The sequence below is a fragment of the Aeromonas sp. SE22 genome (assembly GCF_038739755.1).
GTDB classification, from domain to species: Bacteria; Pseudomonadota; Gammaproteobacteria; order Enterobacterales; family Aeromonadaceae; genus Aeromonas; species Aeromonas jandaei.
On sequence record NZ_JBCGFD010000001.1, the window covers coordinates 512,602 to 528,234 of the forward strand.

12 protein-coding genes are annotated in these 15,633 nt (G+C 58.6%); 6 read left to right on the forward strand and 6 right to left on the reverse strand.

The window, feature by feature from the left end; all coding sequences use genetic code 11:
- Window positions 1-40 precede the first annotated feature (40 nt).
- From lon to ppiD, 3 genes are all read left to right on the forward strand, one after another.
- Window positions 41-2,395 (forward strand): endopeptidase La, encoded by a 2,355-nt coding sequence (lon, locus tag AAHA39_RS02235; RefSeq protein ID WP_041207531.1) that lies wholly within the window; start codon window positions 41-43, stop codon window positions 2,393-2,395.
- Window positions 2,396-2,635: 240 nt separating this feature from the next.
- Window positions 2,636-2,908, forward strand: coding sequence for a nucleoid-associated protein HU-beta (gene hupB / locus AAHA39_RS02240; RefSeq protein ID WP_005315375.1), 273 nt, complete (start codon window positions 2,636-2,638; stop codon window positions 2,906-2,908).
- A 151-nt stretch (window positions 2,909-3,059) separates the two neighbouring features.
- Complete coding sequence (gene ppiD, locus AAHA39_RS02245) at window positions 3,060-4,973, forward strand: peptidylprolyl isomerase (RefSeq protein WP_320656034.1); 1,914 nt, start codon at window positions 3,060-3,062, stop codon at window positions 4,971-4,973.
- Window positions 4,974-5,188: 215 nt separating this feature from the next.
- Here the strand turns inward: ppiD and AAHA39_RS02250 are convergent, their stop codons facing one another.
- The 5 genes from AAHA39_RS02250 to AAHA39_RS02270 form a co-directional block, all read right to left on the reverse strand.
- Window positions 5,189-6,781 (reverse strand): ABC-F family ATPase, encoded by a 1,593-nt coding sequence (locus AAHA39_RS02250; RefSeq protein ID WP_041207533.1) that lies wholly within the window; start codon window positions 6,779-6,781, stop codon window positions 5,189-5,191.
- 165 nt (window positions 6,782-6,946) lie between these two features.
- Window positions 6,947-8,599, reverse strand: coding sequence for a cation acetate symporter (locus AAHA39_RS02255; protein ID WP_042032369.1), 1,653 nt, complete (start codon window positions 8,597-8,599; stop codon window positions 6,947-6,949).
- The gene (locus AAHA39_RS02260) at window positions 8,596-8,907 is read right to left on the reverse strand and encodes a DUF485 domain-containing protein (RefSeq protein WP_041207535.1); all 312 of its coding nucleotides are present in this window, start codon (window positions 8,905-8,907) and stop codon (window positions 8,596-8,598) included. The genes AAHA39_RS02255 and AAHA39_RS02260 overlap by 4 nt, the downstream gene beginning before the upstream one ends.
- Window positions 8,908-9,014: 107 nt before the next feature.
- Window positions 9,015-9,641 (reverse strand): 3'-5' exonuclease, encoded by a 627-nt coding sequence (locus AAHA39_RS02265; RefSeq protein ID WP_320656033.1) that lies wholly within the window; start codon window positions 9,639-9,641, stop codon window positions 9,015-9,017.
- Between the two features lie 2 nt (window positions 9,642-9,643).
- Complete coding sequence (locus tag AAHA39_RS02270) at window positions 9,644-11,431, reverse strand: putative nucleotidyltransferase substrate binding domain-containing protein (RefSeq protein WP_320656032.1); 1,788 nt, start codon at window positions 11,429-11,431, stop codon at window positions 9,644-9,646.
- A gap of 166 nt (window positions 11,432-11,597) precedes the next feature.
- Here AAHA39_RS02270 and AAHA39_RS02275 point away from each other — a divergent pair, with 166 nt between their 5' ends.
- Window positions 11,598-12,404 carry a crotonase/enoyl-CoA hydratase family protein gene (locus AAHA39_RS02275; RefSeq protein WP_041207538.1) on the forward strand — a complete coding sequence of 269 codons (807 nt, stop codon included), beginning with the start codon at window positions 11,598-11,600 and terminating at the stop codon, window positions 12,402-12,404.
- A 69-nt stretch (window positions 12,405-12,473) separates the two neighbouring features.
- Here AAHA39_RS02275 and AAHA39_RS02280 read toward each other — a convergent pair whose 3' ends face one another.
- A complete protein-coding gene (locus AAHA39_RS02280) occupies window positions 12,474-13,973 on the reverse strand; it encodes an alanine/glycine:cation symporter family protein (protein ID WP_320656031.1) in 1,500 nt (499 codons plus the stop codon).
- 339 nt (window positions 13,974-14,312) lie between these two features.
- Between AAHA39_RS02280 and AAHA39_RS02285 the strand changes: the two genes are divergently transcribed.
- Both AAHA39_RS02285 and AAHA39_RS02290 read left to right on the forward strand, forming a co-directional pair.
- Window positions 14,313-14,750, forward strand: coding sequence for a GNAT family N-acetyltransferase (locus AAHA39_RS02285; RefSeq protein ID WP_320656030.1), 438 nt, complete (start codon window positions 14,313-14,315; stop codon window positions 14,748-14,750).
- A 61-nt stretch (window positions 14,751-14,811) separates the two neighbouring features.
- A complete protein-coding gene (locus AAHA39_RS02290) occupies window positions 14,812-15,573 on the forward strand; it encodes a M90 family metallopeptidase (protein ID WP_320656079.1) in 762 nt (253 codons plus the stop codon).
- Window positions 15,574-15,633 lie beyond the last annotated feature (60 nt).

Here is a 15,633-nt window from a genome sequence, read left to right on the forward strand (position 1 = left end):
AAGCGCTTTGCCAACGGTATAACAAGCCGAGAGGACATATATGAACCTAGAGCGTTCAGAACGCATCGAGATTCCCGTCCTGCCTCTTCGTGACGTGGTGGTTTATCCCCACATGGTCATTCCACTCTTTGTGGGGCGGGAAAAATCCATTCGCTGTCTGGAAGCGGCCATGGAGCAGGACAAGAAAGTTCTGCTGGTGGCCCAGAAGGATGCGTCAACCGATGAGCCGACCGTGGAGGAGATCTTCACCGTCGGGACAGTGGCCAATATTCTGCAGATGCTCAAACTGCCGGATGGCACCGTCAAGGTGCTGGTAGAGGGTGGGCAGCGTGCTCGCCTGGAGCGGATGATCGACGACAAGGACTTCTTTGTCTGCGAGGCCCAGTACATCTCCTCCAAGGCCATTGACGACAAGGATCAGGAAGTTCTGGTTCGCTCCGCCATCGGCCAGTTTGAAGGTTACATCAAGCTCAACAAGAAGATCCCGCCCGAGGTACTCACCTCGATTTCGGCGATCGACGATGCTGCGCGTCTGGCCGATACCATGGCCGCTCACATGCCGCTCAAGCTGGAAGACAAACAGAAGGTGCTGGAGATTGTCTCTGTCTCCGAGCGCATCGAATTCCTGATGGCGATGATGGAGTCGGAAATTGACCTGCTGCAGGTCGAGAAGCGCATCCGTACCCGCGTCAAAAAGCAGATGGAAAAAAGCCAGCGCGAGTATTACCTCAACGAGCAGATGAAGGCCATCCAGAAAGAGCTGGGTGAGCTGGAAGATAGCCCGGATGAGTTTGAAGCCCTCAATCGCAAGATTGAAGAGGCTGGCATGCCGGAAGATGCCCGTGAAAAGGCCCAGGCCGAGCTTGCCAAGCTGAAGATGATGTCTCCCATGTCTGCCGAGGCTACCGTGGTTCGCAGCTATGTGGACTGGATGGTACAGGTGCCGTGGAAGGCGCGCTCCAAGGTCAAGAAAGACCTGGGCAAGGCGCAAGAGGTGCTGGATGCCGATCACTATGGTCTTGAGAAGGTCAAGGATCGCATCCTCGAATATCTGGCGGTTCAGGCGCGGGTGAACAAGCTCAAGGGCCCGATCCTTTGTCTGGTTGGCCCTCCCGGTGTGGGCAAGACCTCGCTGGGCCAGTCCATCGCCAAGGCGACCGGCCGCAAATATGTGCGGATGGCCCTCGGTGGGGTACGTGATGAAGCGGAGATCCGCGGTCACCGTCGTACCTACATCGGTTCCATGCCCGGAAAACTCATCCAGAAGATGGCGAAAGTTGGCGTGAAGAACCCGCTGTTCCTGCTCGACGAAATCGACAAGATGAGCTCGGACATGCGTGGTGATCCTGCTTCCGCTCTGCTGGAGGTACTCGATCCCGAGCAGAACAACAGCTTCAACGATCACTACCTGGAAGTGGATTATGACCTGTCGGACGTGATGTTCGTGGCTACCTCCAACTCTATGAACATCCCGGGCCCGTTACTGGACCGGATGGAAGTGATCCGTCTCTCCGGTTACACCGAAGACGAGAAGCTCAACATTGCCAAGCAGCATCTGGTTGCCAAGCAGATCCAGCGCAACGGCCTGAAAGCCTCCGAGATCACCATCGAGGATTCGGCACTGGTTGGCGTGATCCGTTACTACACCCGTGAAGCCGGGGTGCGGAGTCTGGAGCGCGAAATCTCCAAGATCTGTCGCAAAGCGGTCAAGCGCATTCTGCTGGACAAGAGCATCAAGCATGTTCAGGTCAATCAGGAGAACCTCAAGGAGTTCCTCGGGGTGCAGCGCTTCGATTACGGCAAGGCCACCGACCAGAACCAGATTGGTCAGGTATGTGGTCTGGCGTGGACCGAGGTGGGGGGCGACCTGCTCACCATCGAGACCACCAACATGCCGGGCAAGGGCAAGCTCACTTACACCGGTTCTTTGGGTGATGTGATGCAGGAGTCTATCCAGGCTGCCATGACCGTTGTACGTGCCCGTGCCGAGAAGCTGCGCATCAATGCCGACTTCTACGAGAAGCGTGACATTCACGTGCACGTACCGGAAGGGGCAACCCCGAAAGATGGCCCGAGCGCCGGTATCGCCATGTGCACTGCGCTGGTCTCCAGCTTGACCGGTAATCCGGTTCGTGCTGATGTGGCCATGACAGGTGAAATCACCTTGCGTGGTGAAGTGCTGCCCATCGGTGGTCTCAAAGAGAAACTGCTGGCCGCTCACCGTGGTGGTATCAAGCGTGTGCTGATCCCGAAAGAGAACGAACGTGACCTCGAGGAGATCCCGGCAAACGTCAAACAAGACCTTGAAATCTATCCCGTTCGCTGGATAGACGAGGTACTGGAACTGGCGTTGCAGGACAATCCGCAAGGGTTTGAGCGCGTTTCTGTCGTGTAAATTTTGATGCGCCGCAAATTTGGCGCATTCGGGGGGTGGTTAAGGCTTGCATGCATCCCATAACGGAAGTAGCCTTGACCACCGATCGGGTTCTCGTGATAAGTCGCAATGCGTTGTGTGGCGCGGGTTTGCGCCAGATTGTCACTTGCAACTGGTCAGGAGGCTTGCTATAAAACCTCCACTTGTTGTGGCCAGGGAAATCAGCGCCGCAGCGGTGTTCGATAAAAGGGGAATATAAGAGTGAATAAATCTCAACTGATTGACAAGATTGCAGACGGTGCTGATATCTCCAAGGCTGCTGCCGGCCGTGCGTTGGATGCCTTCATTGACGCTGTAGGTGAAGCTCTGAAAGAGGGTGACCAGGTTGCTCTGGTTGGTTTTGGTACTTTCGCTGTACGCGAGCGTGCTGCCCGTTCTGGCCGTAACCCGCAAACTGGCGCGACCATCGAAATCGCTGCTGGTAAAGTTCCTGCCTTCAAAGCCGGTAAGGCCCTGAAAGACGCGGTCAACTAAGTCGGGCGCCGATGATATGTCGGCTACCGTCCTTGGTCGCAGACCAGACAGGTTAGAGAGTTCTCTCTCATACTGATTGACCAAGGCGCATCGCAATCGGTGCGCCTTTTCATTATTTACGCCCATCGAGTTCGGGAGCATAAGTACAAACATGATGTTGGATAAACTACGCGAAGGGGCGCAAGGCAAGGTAGCCAAGGTTATCTTGGGCCTGATCATCCTCTCCTTTGCTTTGGCTGGTGTAGGTAGTTACCTGAATGGTCCGGCCCGTACCGCCCCCGCCACTGTCAACGGCACAGATATCAGTGCAGCCGCACTGGAGAACGCCTACCGCAACGAGCGCGCCCGCATGGAATCCCAGATGGGAGAGGCATTCAGCCAGCTGGCCGCGAACCCCGATTACATGAAACAGTTCCGCCGCGGTGTGCTGGATCGCCTGATCGATCAGGCGCTGCTGGACAGCAAGGCTCGCGAGCTGGGTCTGCGGGTCAGCGATGAGCAGATCAAGCAGGCCATCGTTGCCATGCCCGAGTTTGCCGAGAACGGCAAGTTCAACAATGATCGCTACCTGCAGCTGATCCGTCGTGCCGGCATGACTCCCGAAATGTTCCGCGACTCCCTGCGTCAGGACATGGTGCGCCAACAGCTGATGAGTGCCCTGCTGGGTACCGAGTTCTCCCTCAAGAGTGAAGCCGAGCAGCTCGACAAGCTCTACAACCAGACTCGCGATCTGCGTCTGGTGCGTCTGGCGGCGGCCAACTACGTGGCTGACGTACAGGTTTCTGACAACGAGCTGGAACTGTACTACAAGGCCAACGGCGCCCACTTCATGAATGACGAGCAGGTGAAAGTAGACTACCTGCTGCTGGATGCGACCAGCCTCGCCAAGGATATCAAGGTCACCGAACAGGATGCCCAAGATTACTACGACCAGCATCAGGACTTGTTCCAGCGTCCAGAGCGTCGTCATGTGGCTCATATCCTGATCCCGTTCGGCAAGGATGAGAAAGCGGCCGAGCAGAAAGCAGAAGCCGTGTTGGCCAAAGCCAAGGCGGGCGATGATTTCGCTGCGCTGGCCAAGGCTGACTCCTCTGATACCTTCTCCGCCAAAAAAGGCGGCGAGCTGGACTGGTTCGAGAAAGGGGTGATGGATCCGTCCTTCGAGAAGGCGGCCTTTGCCCTGAACAAGGCGGGCGATCTCTCCGCTGTCGTCAAGAGCCCGTTCGGTTTCCACATCATCAAGCTGCTGGGTGTTGAGCCGGCTCAGACCAAGCCATTTGCCGATGTGAAGGAAGAGACCATCAACCGTCTGCAGAGCGACAAAGCCAAAGAGCGCTTCTTTGCCGAGCAGCAGAAGATGGCTGACAACAGCTTCGAAAACCCGGACTCGCTGGACATGACCGCCGAGGCCATGGGTCTGAAGGTGCAATCCTCCGACTACTTCAGTCAGGGTTCTGCTCCTGCTCCGCTTAACGATCCCAAGGTTATCTCCGTGGCGTTCTCCGAGCAACTGCGTGATGACAACACCAACTCCGATGTGATCGAGCTGGCTGACGGCAAGGCGCTGGTGCTGCACATCACCGGTCACAAGCCCAAAGCGGTCAAGCCGCTGGCCGAGGTGAAAGAGCAGGTGATTGCCGCCATCAAGCATGACAAGGCCGGTGAAGTGGCTCGTGGCAAGGCCCAGGGCCTGCTGGACAAGCTCAAGGCTGGCAAGAGTATCGATGGCGATCTGGCTGCGCTGGGTCTGAAGGTACAAACCCACAAAGGGGTGTCACGTTTCGATCGCGAGATGGATCAGAATCTGGTGACCGAAGCCTTCACGCTGCCCCATCCCAAGGATGGCAAGCCGAGCGTAGCACTGGTTGCCGAGAGCAACGGTGACCGCGTCGTGGTTGCGCTGGACAAGGTGAACGTACCTGCCGAGCCTTCCAAGATGGTTGCCATGCTGCAAGGTCAGCTGGGTCAGGGCAAAGCACAGGTGGATTACAAGTCTCTGATCGACGAGTTGCGCAAAGCGGCCAAGATCGAGTACTTCACCAGCGTGGAAGCGACTGTCGAGTAATCGTCAGTTCAATCCAGTGAAAACGGCTCCTTGATGGAGCCGTTTTTTTATCTGTGGGCGAGGGGGATAATCAAGTCCTGCTCCCTGCTCCCTGCTCCCTGCTCTCTGTGATCGCTGGGCAGCCGTAAGCCATATCAGTCGCCATAAACATGGGACACAAAAAAACCGGCACAATAAGTGCCGGTTTTTCATAGCGAGCTTATGCAGGGCGGGGGTTACACCACGCCCTGGGTGCGCAGGTAATCCTCGTAGGTACCGCCGAAGTCGCGGATGCCATCTTCGGTCAGCTCCAGGATGCGGGTCGCCAGAGAGGAGACGAATTCGCGGTCGTGGGAGACGAAGATCAGGGTCCCCTGGTAGAGCTCCAGCGCCATGTTCAAGGATTCGATGGATTCCATATCCAGGTGGTTGGTCGGCTCATCCATGATCAGGATGTTGGGGCGCTGCATCATCAGCTTGCCAAACAGCATGCGACCCTGTTCACCACCGGAGAGCACCTTGACCGGCTTCTTGATGTCGTCCTGAGAGAAGAGCAGACGGCCCAGTATGGAGCGTACAGCCTGCTCGTCTTCGTTCTCCTGTTTCCACTGGGCCATCCAGTCGAACACGTTGAGATCCGTGTCGAAGTCTTCGGCGTGATCCTGGGCGTAGTAACCGATCTGGGCGTTCTCGGACCACTTTATGGTGCCGGTATCCGGAGCCAGTGCGCCGACAAGGGTCTTGATCAGAGTTGATTTACCGATACCGTTGGTACCCAGAATGGCTACCTTCTCGCCCACTTCCATCATCATGTTGAGGCCCTTGAACAGGGGACCGTCGCCATAACCCTTGGATACACCTTCCACTTCCAGGATGTTGCGATAGAGCTTTTTGTCCTGCTCGAAGCGAATGAAGGGGTTCTGGCGGCTGGAGACCTTGACGTCCTCAATCTTGATCTTGTCGATCTGCTTGAGACGGGAGGTAGCCTGACGGGACTTGGAGGCGTTGGCGCTGAAACGGGAGACGAAGGATTGCAGATCGGCGATCTGGGCCTTCTTCTTGGCGTTGTCGGCCAGCAGACGTTCGCGCGCCTGGGTGGCGGCCAGCATGTAGTCGTCGTAGTTGCCCGGGTAGACGCGCAGCTCGCCGTAGTCCAGATCCGCCATGTGGGTACAGACGGAGTTCAGGAAGTGACGGTCGTGAGAGATGATGATCATGGTGCTTTCACGATCGTTGAGCACCTGCTCCAGCCAGCGAATGGTGTTGATGTCCAGGTTGTTGGTCGGTTCGTCCAGCAACAGGATGTCAGGGTTGGAGAACAGCGCCTGTGCCAGCAGCACCCGCAGTTTCCAGCCCGGCGCCACTTCGCTCATCGGGCCGTTGTGCTGCTCGAGCGGAATGCCGACACCCAGCAGCAGCTCGCCTGCGCGCGCTTCGGCGGTGTAGCCGTCATACTCGGCAACCAGACCTTCCAGCTCGGCGGCCTTCATATAGTCTTCGTCGGTGGCTTCGAGGTTGGCGTAGATGGCATCGCGCTCGGCGATGGCTGCCCACAGCTCGGTGTGGCCCATCATGACCACGTCCAGTACGCGCATCTCTTCGTAGGCGAACTGATCCTGACGCAGCTTACCGATGCGCTCGTTGACGTCCAGGCTCACATTACCGCCAGTGGGCTCCAGATCACCACCGAGGATCTTCATGAAGGTGGACTTGCCACAGCCGTTGGCGCCGATAAGGCCATAGCGGTTGCCGCCGCCAAACTTGACGTTGATGTTCTCAAACAGCGGCTTGGCGCCGAACTGCATGGTGATGTTGTTACTCGAAAGCACTGGAATGTCCCGGTTGATCTGTCAAATGGCGCGCATTATGGCACAGATCCCCCAAAAGGTTTAGCAAGAACTGTGATCTTGATCGGGGCAAGTTGGGTGCGTAGCCGATTGACGGGCAATAAAAAAAAGCCGGCATGAAGCCGGCTTTTGCGTGATGGCTACCCGTTAGTGGGAAGTGGCACCGGAGGCGCCCAGCCCGGTCTGGGAGCGGACGAACTGCGGCAGGAACTTGGCATGCTCGTCAGCTGCGCTCTGGGAGCTGTCGGTGATGGAGAAGAACCAGATCCCGACAAACGCCAGCGCCATGGAGAAGAGCGCCGGGTACTCGTAGGGGAAGATGGCCTGGGCATGACCCAGCACCTTCACCCACACGGTCGGGCCCAGCACCATCAGGGTGACTGCGCTCGCCAGCCCCAGCCAGCCGCCGTAGACGGCGCCGCGGGTGGTCAGGCGTGACCAGAACATGGAGAGGAACAGCACCGGGAAGTTGCAGCTGGCAGCGATGGAGAAGGCCAGACCCACCATGAAGGCGATGTTCTGCTTCTCGAACAGGATGCCAAGGCCGATGGCGACCACACCCAGTACTACGGTCGTGAGCTTGGAGACCCGCAGCTCGTCCGCCTCGTTGGCCTTGCCATGCTTGATGACGTTGGCGTAGAGGTCGTGGGAGACCGCAGAGGCACCGGCCAGGGTCAGGCCTGCGACCACCGCCAGGATGGTGGCAAACGCCACGGCGGAGATGAAGCCGAGGAACAGGCTGCCACCCACGGCATTGGCCAGATGGATTGCGGCCATGTTGGTGCCGCCCAGCAGGGCGCCGGTGGCGTCCTTGAAGGCCGGGTTGGTGCTGACCAGCAGGATGGCGCCAAAGCCGATGATAAAAGTGAGGATGTAGAAGTAACCGATAAAGCCGGTGGCGAAGAAGACGCTCTTGCGCGCTTCCTTGGCGTCGCTCACGGTGAAGAAACGCATCAGGATGTGGGGCAGGCCGGCGGTGCCGAACATCAGTGCCAGACCGAGCGAGATGGCGGAGATGGGGTCAGCGACCAGACCACCCGGGCTCATGATGGCGATCCCTTTCTCGTGTACCTTCACCGCTTCGCTAAAGAGGGTGCCGATGTCGAAGTTGACCGATTTCATCACCATGATAGCCATGAAGCTGGCACCGGAGAGCAGCATCACCGCCTTGATGATCTGCACCCAGGTGGTGGCCAGCATGCCGCCAAACAGCACGTAGAGCACCATCAGGATACCGACCAGCACCACGGCCACATGGTATTGCAGGCCAAACAGCAGCTCGATCAGCTTGCCGGCACCAACCATCTGGGCGATGAGGTAGAGGGCGACCACCACCAGCGAGCCGCAGGCGGAGAGGGTGCGCACCTCGGTCTGCTTGAGGCGGTAGGAGGCAACGTCGGCGAAGGTATATTTACCGAGGTTGCGCAGACGCTCTGCGATCAGGAACAGAATGATGGGCCAGCCCACCAGAAAGCCGATGGAGTAGATGAGGCCATCGTAGCCGGAGGTGTAGACCAGCGCCGAGATCCCGAGGAAGGAGGCAGCAGACATGTAGTCACCGGCGATGGCCAGACCATTCTGGAAGCCGGTGATGCGGCCACCCGCGGCATAGTAGTCAGAGGCCGAGCGGTTGCGCTTGGAGGCCCAGTAGGTGATGAACAGGGTGGCGGCCACGAAGACCACGAACATCAGAATGGCCGAAATGTTGAGGGGCTGGCGATGTACCTCGCCACTTATCGCATCGGCAGCCAGCAGGGGTGAAGAGGCCAGTGAGGCCAACAGCAAGAGTTTGCCTTTCATTTTTTCACTCCCTTGAGGATCTTCTGGTTCAGCTCGTCAAACTCGCCGTTGGCACGAAACACATAGACGCCGGTCAGCACGAAAGAGGAGAGGATCAACCCCACTCCGACTGGGATGCCGCGGGTAATGGTCGATCCCTCGCTGAGCGGGGTACCGAGCCAACCGGGATCAAAGGCGATGAGCAGAATAAACGCCAGGTAGAGTCCCAGCATCAGAGCCGAGAGGGCCCAGGCAAAACGCTGGCGCTTGGCGACCAGCTCCTGGAAGGTGGGATCTTGCTGGATCCTCAGATAGCTTTGCTGTTCCATTGCAGTTCTCCATGACATATGAGTGTCAGCGGTGGATGGGGTAACCCCGACGAGCAGGCAATCTGCTCATGTAAGCAAAATGTGAATTAAATGTTATTGTTCGACAATTAGACTTTGGGATAAGTCAGCGCAGAGCCCCGGGTCAGGCAGAGATAGACAAGTGCTGCCGTGGTGGCATCGGCCAGCGCATCGTGAGCGGGCAGGGCAGGCAGCGCCAGATGGCGGCAGATCGCCTCCAGATGGAGGTCGATAACGGCATCGGGATAACGACGATAGAGGTGATCGTGATAGAGCTGGCTCACCTCTATGCCTCGTTGTGGCAAGGTCAACCCCCACAATTTACGGCAAGCCAGGTTGAGAATACGCAGGTCATAGGCGATGTGATAACCCACCAGTTCGCGCGGGCCGATAAAGTCGAGCAGCAGGCGCAGCGCGGCTTCCAGCGGCATACCCTGTTGCAGGTCCTGATGGCGCAGACCGTGGATCACCACCGACTGCTCGCTCAGTGTGGCGGGCGCTTGCACCTTGATGGTGAGGGCCTTGCCGGTCAGCAGCCGATTGCCCTGAATGCGCACCGCCCCGATGGAGACGATCTCGGCCTGCTCGGGATCAAGGCTGGTGGTCTCGAAATCAAGGGCGACCATCTCATCATCGGGAGTGGGCAGGAATAGCCTGGCGAACTCCCCTTGCCGGAAATCCCGGCCATACCAGATGCGGCGAAGATGGCTCAACATGGCTACTGCCTCAGACGAAAGTGCAAGGTGAGCCACTGCTGGAACTTCTTCACCTGATGCAGTGCCTGACGCAGCAGATCCCGTTCGCTGTGGCTAAGCTCGCTGACCTGTACCCGGCTGTTGCCTCCCTTGAGCTGGCTACGCAGTCGCAACCGGATAAAGAGCCGAAACGCCTCGGCCAGATTGGTGCCAAAGCTGGCACTGAGCCGCTCGGCGGCCACCAGCGCATCAATGCGCCCCAGGGTTGAGGTCTCCAGAATACCTGCCTCAAGGGCCAGCATCCGGATGCCATGAACCAGCGGGAACAGGCCGCCACGCTTGAGATCAAGCCCTTCGGGACGCTGTTCAAGCCGGCCAAACAGGGTGAGCGGGGCGTGAAAGGCCACCGCCGGTCGCACCATTTCCGCCAGCAGATCCCGCCGCTCTGCCAGCTGCTCGCGCAGCGCTCTGGCAACAGGCAGATGGAGTTGACGATCTCCGGCGATGGGGTGGGCATCCGCGAGAGTAGCTAGCCAGAGCAGCTCATCCTCTTTTGCCGTGGTGCAGGCGCTGGCAATGGCGCTTTGCCACTCGCTGCCCGTTTTTACCCAGGCCGGATTGTTCACCATTACCTGCCCGGGACATAGCGGGTAGCCGAGGCGCTCCAGCAGGGCGCTGAATTCGGCCAGATCGGCTGCCTGGGTGGGCCATGTCAGCCCCTCTGGCAGGATCAGGGCGTTGTCCTGATCGGTTTTGAGGATCTGCTCGCCGCGTCCCTCCGAGCCCAGCATCAGCAGACAGACCTTCTCTTGTACCTCGGGCGGGATCACCAGCGCAAAGGCCTTGGCGATGAGTTGCTCGTTGATGGTGGCGATGAGCTTCATCAAAAAGGCGGTGTGGATCCCCTGAGCAAACAGCGAACGGGTCAGCTGTTGTTGTTCGCGGGCGACCGCCTCCAGCGCGAGCAGAGTGTCGGCGCGGGCGATACGCAACGTCAGTACGTGGGAGTGGGTAGAGAAGAGTCCCAGCACCTGGGTCAGCTGCAGGATCCCCGCCACCTCGTTGCCCTGCCAGATCACCAATCGCTTGATGCGATGACGGGTCATCAGCAGCAGGGCATCAAACAGATAGCTCTTAAGTGGCAGACCGATGAGCGGCGTGGGGGTCAGTACCGAGAGGGGCGCCTCCAGCGGCAGTCCCTTGAGGGTCAGGGCGTGGAGCAGGGTCTTGCGGGTGGCCAGCGTGAGCGAACCGTCGTGGGCGGGGTAGAGCAGACAATCTGTCCCCTGGCTCACCATGGCTTCGGTGGCTGCCAACAGTGACAGCCTGCTGTCGACGATAAGCGGCGCTTGCAAATGACCGGGTTCGATGCGGGTCAGGATAAATTCTGCCAGATTCTTCTGTCCCAGCTGTTCGCGCTGCTCCTGCTGACGCTGGCGTTCAGCCAGATTGGCGGTGAAGTAGCTGGCAAACTGCGAATCTTGTTCGCAGAGAGAGAGAAAGGCCGAGCGGGGGATGAACTGGCAGAGGGTGTCTTCCAGCGCAGTAAAAGTATGGCGGCAGCGGCCGTCAAACTGGGCGCGCACATCGAACAGATCGTCGACGCCATAGTCACCAAACTGGTGGTGGGGAGCCGACTCTTCCACTGCCCCCTTGATGACGAGATAGAGCCCGGGAGGTTCATCACCTGCGTTGAGCAGAGTATCGCCAGCGCGAAAGTAGCAGAGCGAGAGGTGGCGGGAGAGCTGCTCACGCGCCTCTGCATCCAGCCGGTCAAACGGTGGTCTGGCAAAATTGAACAGAATTGACATGACGGCGTCCTCGGGCGGGATAGGGCACCCCTTGTGCCCAGTGTGACAAAGGGGAACCGCGCCGACCAGCCGACTTTAGTCTCAGCTGTACCGCTTGTTCACACTCTGATAACTTGGTGGTATGACCAGTGTGTTCATTATCGGGATCAAGGAGAGGATAGCGGAGATGGAAAAACCAAGGGTCAAGTGCGAGGTCCACGACGGCATCGCTGAAGTGGTGCTGTCGCGGGGAGAGAAGCTCAATGCGCTGGACAGAGCCATGTTCAGCGCTATCGATGAGACGCTGAAGCAACTTGCACAACTGAAGGGATTGCGAGCGGTGATCCTGCATGGCGAAGGGCGCGCGTTTTGCGCTGGACTGGATGTGAAATCAATGCTGCGCCAGCCGGTAGCGGCGCTCGATATTCTCAAGCGCGAGGCGGACGAGGCGACCAATCTGGCCCAGCGGGTCGCCTATGGTTGGCACCAGCTGCCGGTGCCGGTGATTGCGGTCACCCAGGGAGTCTGTTTTGGCGGTGGCTTGCAGATCGCCCTTGGCGCCGATTTTCGGTTCAGCACCCCCGATTGCCGTTTCTCGGTGATGGAGATAAAGTGGGGCATCATCCCCGACATGAGCGGCAGCGTCACCATGCGCAACCTGATGGGGTTGGATACCGCGATGGAGCTGGCCATGAGCGGGCGTGAGCTGGATGCGGTCGAAGCGAAATCTCTCGGGATGGTGAGCCGGGTCTGCGCTGATCCGCTGGTGGAGGCGCGGGAGTTTGCCCGCACCCTCATCACCAAGTCGCCGGATGCGCTGGCGGGGATCAAGCAGCTCTACAGTCAGGCCTGGGCGCGCAGTGACGAGGCGATGCTGAAAGAAGAGACCCGGTTGCAGAAGCAAATTTTGGGGCGCCCCAATCAGTGGCGCGCCACCTTCAACAGCCTGTTTCGCTGGCGGCTGCCCTTCGGGCCACGGCGCAACGCACTCTGAGATGGAACAACAGGAAAAGAAAATGGCAGCCGAGGCTGCCATTTTTTATAGGCGTTTTAGTTGCTTGCATCAGGAGGTCTTGCGATCCAGATCCGGCTCGAAGGGGTGACCGGATTTCTCCTGCTCCAGGTTGTCTTCGGAGCGATGGCCAGCCCAGTAGTCTGCGTTCTTGATACCGAGTTTCTCCGGGTGGAACACCGGATCCAGCCCTTTGGCTTGCTGCGCTTCATAGTCGCGCAGACAGGCAAAGGCGGTCTTTTGCAGCAGCAGGATGGCGATGATGTTGAGCCAGGCCATCAGACCTACCCCGATATCACCCATGCCCCAGGCGAGCTCGGCGGTCTTGACGGTACCGTAGACGGTAGAGGCCATCAGGGTCAGTTTGAGCACAAAAGTCAGCCAGGGACGGTTCACCTTGCGGTTGATGTAGGCGATGTTGGTCTCGGCGATGTAGTAGTAGGCGACGATGGTGGTGAACGCGAAGAAGAACAGCGCGATGGCCACGAACATGCTGCCAAAGCCCGGCATCATGCTTTCCATGGCGGTCTGCACATAACCCGGGCCTGCAGCCACGCCGGCGATGCCGGTGTAGATGGCTGCGCCATCCGGTCCCTGTACGTTGTAGAGGCCGGTGATGAGCAGCATAAAGCCGGTGGCTGAGCAGACGAACAGGGTATCGATATAGACAGAGAACGCCTGCACCAGACCCTGTTTGGCCGGGTGGCTCACTGCGGCAGCAGAAGAGGCGTGCGGCCCGGTACCCTGACCCGCTTCGTTGGAGTAGACCCCGCGCTTGACCCCCCACATGATGGCCAGACCCAGAATGGCGCCAAAGCCGGCATCAAAACCGAAGGCGCTTTTCCAGATCAGCATGATCACGCCCGGCAGGGCATGAATGTTGAGGGCGATAATGACGCAGGCCACGATGATGTAGCCGAGCGCCATAAAGGGCACTACGGTACTGGCAAAGTTGGCGATGCGCTTGACGCCACCGAAGATGATGAAGCCGAGCAGCAGCGCCAGACCGGCCGCAGTCACGTTCGGGTCGATATCAAACGCAGTCTGCAGACTGGCGCCGATGGAGTTGGCTTGAACGCCCGGCAGCAGTACACCGCAGGCGAAGATGGTGGCGATGGCAAAGGTCCAGGCATACCACTTCATGCCAAGCCCTTTCTCGATGTAGAAGGCCGGCCCGCCGCGGTATTCGCCGTTGATCTTCTCTTTGTAGACCTGACCCAGGGTGGACTCCACGAAGGCGGAGCTGGAGCCGAGGAAGGCGACCATCCACATCCAGAACATGGCGCCCGGGCCACCGAAGGTAATGGCGGTGGCAACACCGGCAATGTTGCCGGTGCCGACGCGACCGGCGAGGGTCATGGCCAGCGCCTGGAAGGAGGAGACCCCCGCATCCGTGCTCTTGCCATCAAACATCAGCCGGACCATTTCGGCCATATGGCGCAGTTGCAAAAAGCGGCTGCGTACTGAGAAGTAGAGGCCTACCCCCAGGCACAGATAGATGAGCGCAGGGCTCCAGATCACACCGTTGATGGCATTGACGATCTCATTCATCTACAACAACTCCTTTGTTGTTTTGTGTTGTACTTCCGGCGAGATCTCTGTCTCGCTCGCTGTCATTGTGTTACGCCAATTGTTAACAAATGAATTAACAGTTTGACGCTGTGGTGAAGTGTTCGGCAGGGCTCGATAGTGCGCCATGCATGGGCTGTAACATATCGAGTTGTTCCGGCGCTTCCCAGCGAAAAATGTTGCTTTGTTGCGATTTTGTGAATTGACAACTGAGGTGCGATAATGGCATGCGCTATTTTCTGTGACCAGAGAGACCCGCTACCATGCTGATCTGCGTCTGCCGGAACAGCCTGGATCTTGTTAGCAAACAAAAGGCCAATCATGCAAATATTCCCTGCTCCACTCGTTATCCGCGCTCCTTTACCATCGGATGCCACCGCCATGGCCCACCTCTTTACCCAACTAGGGTATGCTGCAGAGGCTGATGAGCTGCTGCCACGTCTGTTGGGGCAGGATGTGGCCACCCGCGTCTTGCTGGCCGAACAGGCTGAGAGGGTAGTTGGCGTGCTGGTATGGCACTGGCTGCAGCCACTGCATGTTGCACCTGCATGGGGCCTGATCTCGGCGCTGGTCGTCGATGATGGTGCAAGGGGAGGGGGTATTGGTGCTGCGTTATTGTGCGAGGCCGAGCGTCAGGCTCTCGAAGCCGGATGCAGTCAGCTGGAGCTTTCCAGCAGCATCAAACGCGAAGATGCCCACCGCTTCTATCTGGCGCAGGCATATCAGGAGCGGCCAAAACGATTCGTCAAACTGTTGTAACTGAGAAGGAGTGTACGTGCTGGGATTGTTCAACTGGTTTTGTGGCCGTGGCACGGTGAAAATGAGCGAAGAAGAGGAAGAGCTGTGGCTACGGGCGCTTGCTGTTGTGCCGATCTTGCAGGGGCTTACCGAGAGTGAGCAACAAATGCTGATAAGCCTGGGCCGTCAGCTGCTCAAGCGCAAAACTTTGACCCAGCTTGGGGTTACCTTAAGCGAACGCCAGCAAGCCATTCTGGCACTGCAGGCGGCTCTGCCTATCCTGCATCTCGGCGTTGACTGGTATCGCGGTTTTCACGAGATCATCATTATTCCCGAGCCCGTGACCCGGCGCCAGGAGGTGCAGGATGAGTTTGGGCTGGTGAGCGAGGTGGAAGAGGAAAACGCCGGTGAGTCCTGGCCCCAGGGGCCGCTGGTACTGGCCTGGAGCGAGCTGCAGCTGGATGGTGACTGGGATGGCTTCAATCTGGTGATCCACGAGCTTGCCCACAAGATAGACATGCTGGGGGGCGCGGCGGATGGTGCACCGCCACTGCCGGGACATATGAGCCGGCAGGAGTGGCAGCAGGTATTCCAGGGGGCTTTTGATGCGCTCTGCCAGCAACTCGATCAGGGCGAGGCTCCCGCCATCGACCCCTATGCAGCCGAGCATCCGGCCGAGTTCTTCGCGGTCTGCTGCGAGCACTTCTTTACCGAACCATTGCGCCTGCGCAGTGTCTATCCCGAGGTTTACCACCAACTGGCACTGCTGTTTGGTCAGGATCCCGCGCGCCGTTTTCCGCCGACCCGCCTGTTGGCCGGTGATGGCGAGGGCATGCTGTTGTGAATTCCGTTCAACAAGATGGCAGATAGCAAAAAGGCACCCGAGGGTGCCTTTTTTCAAGCT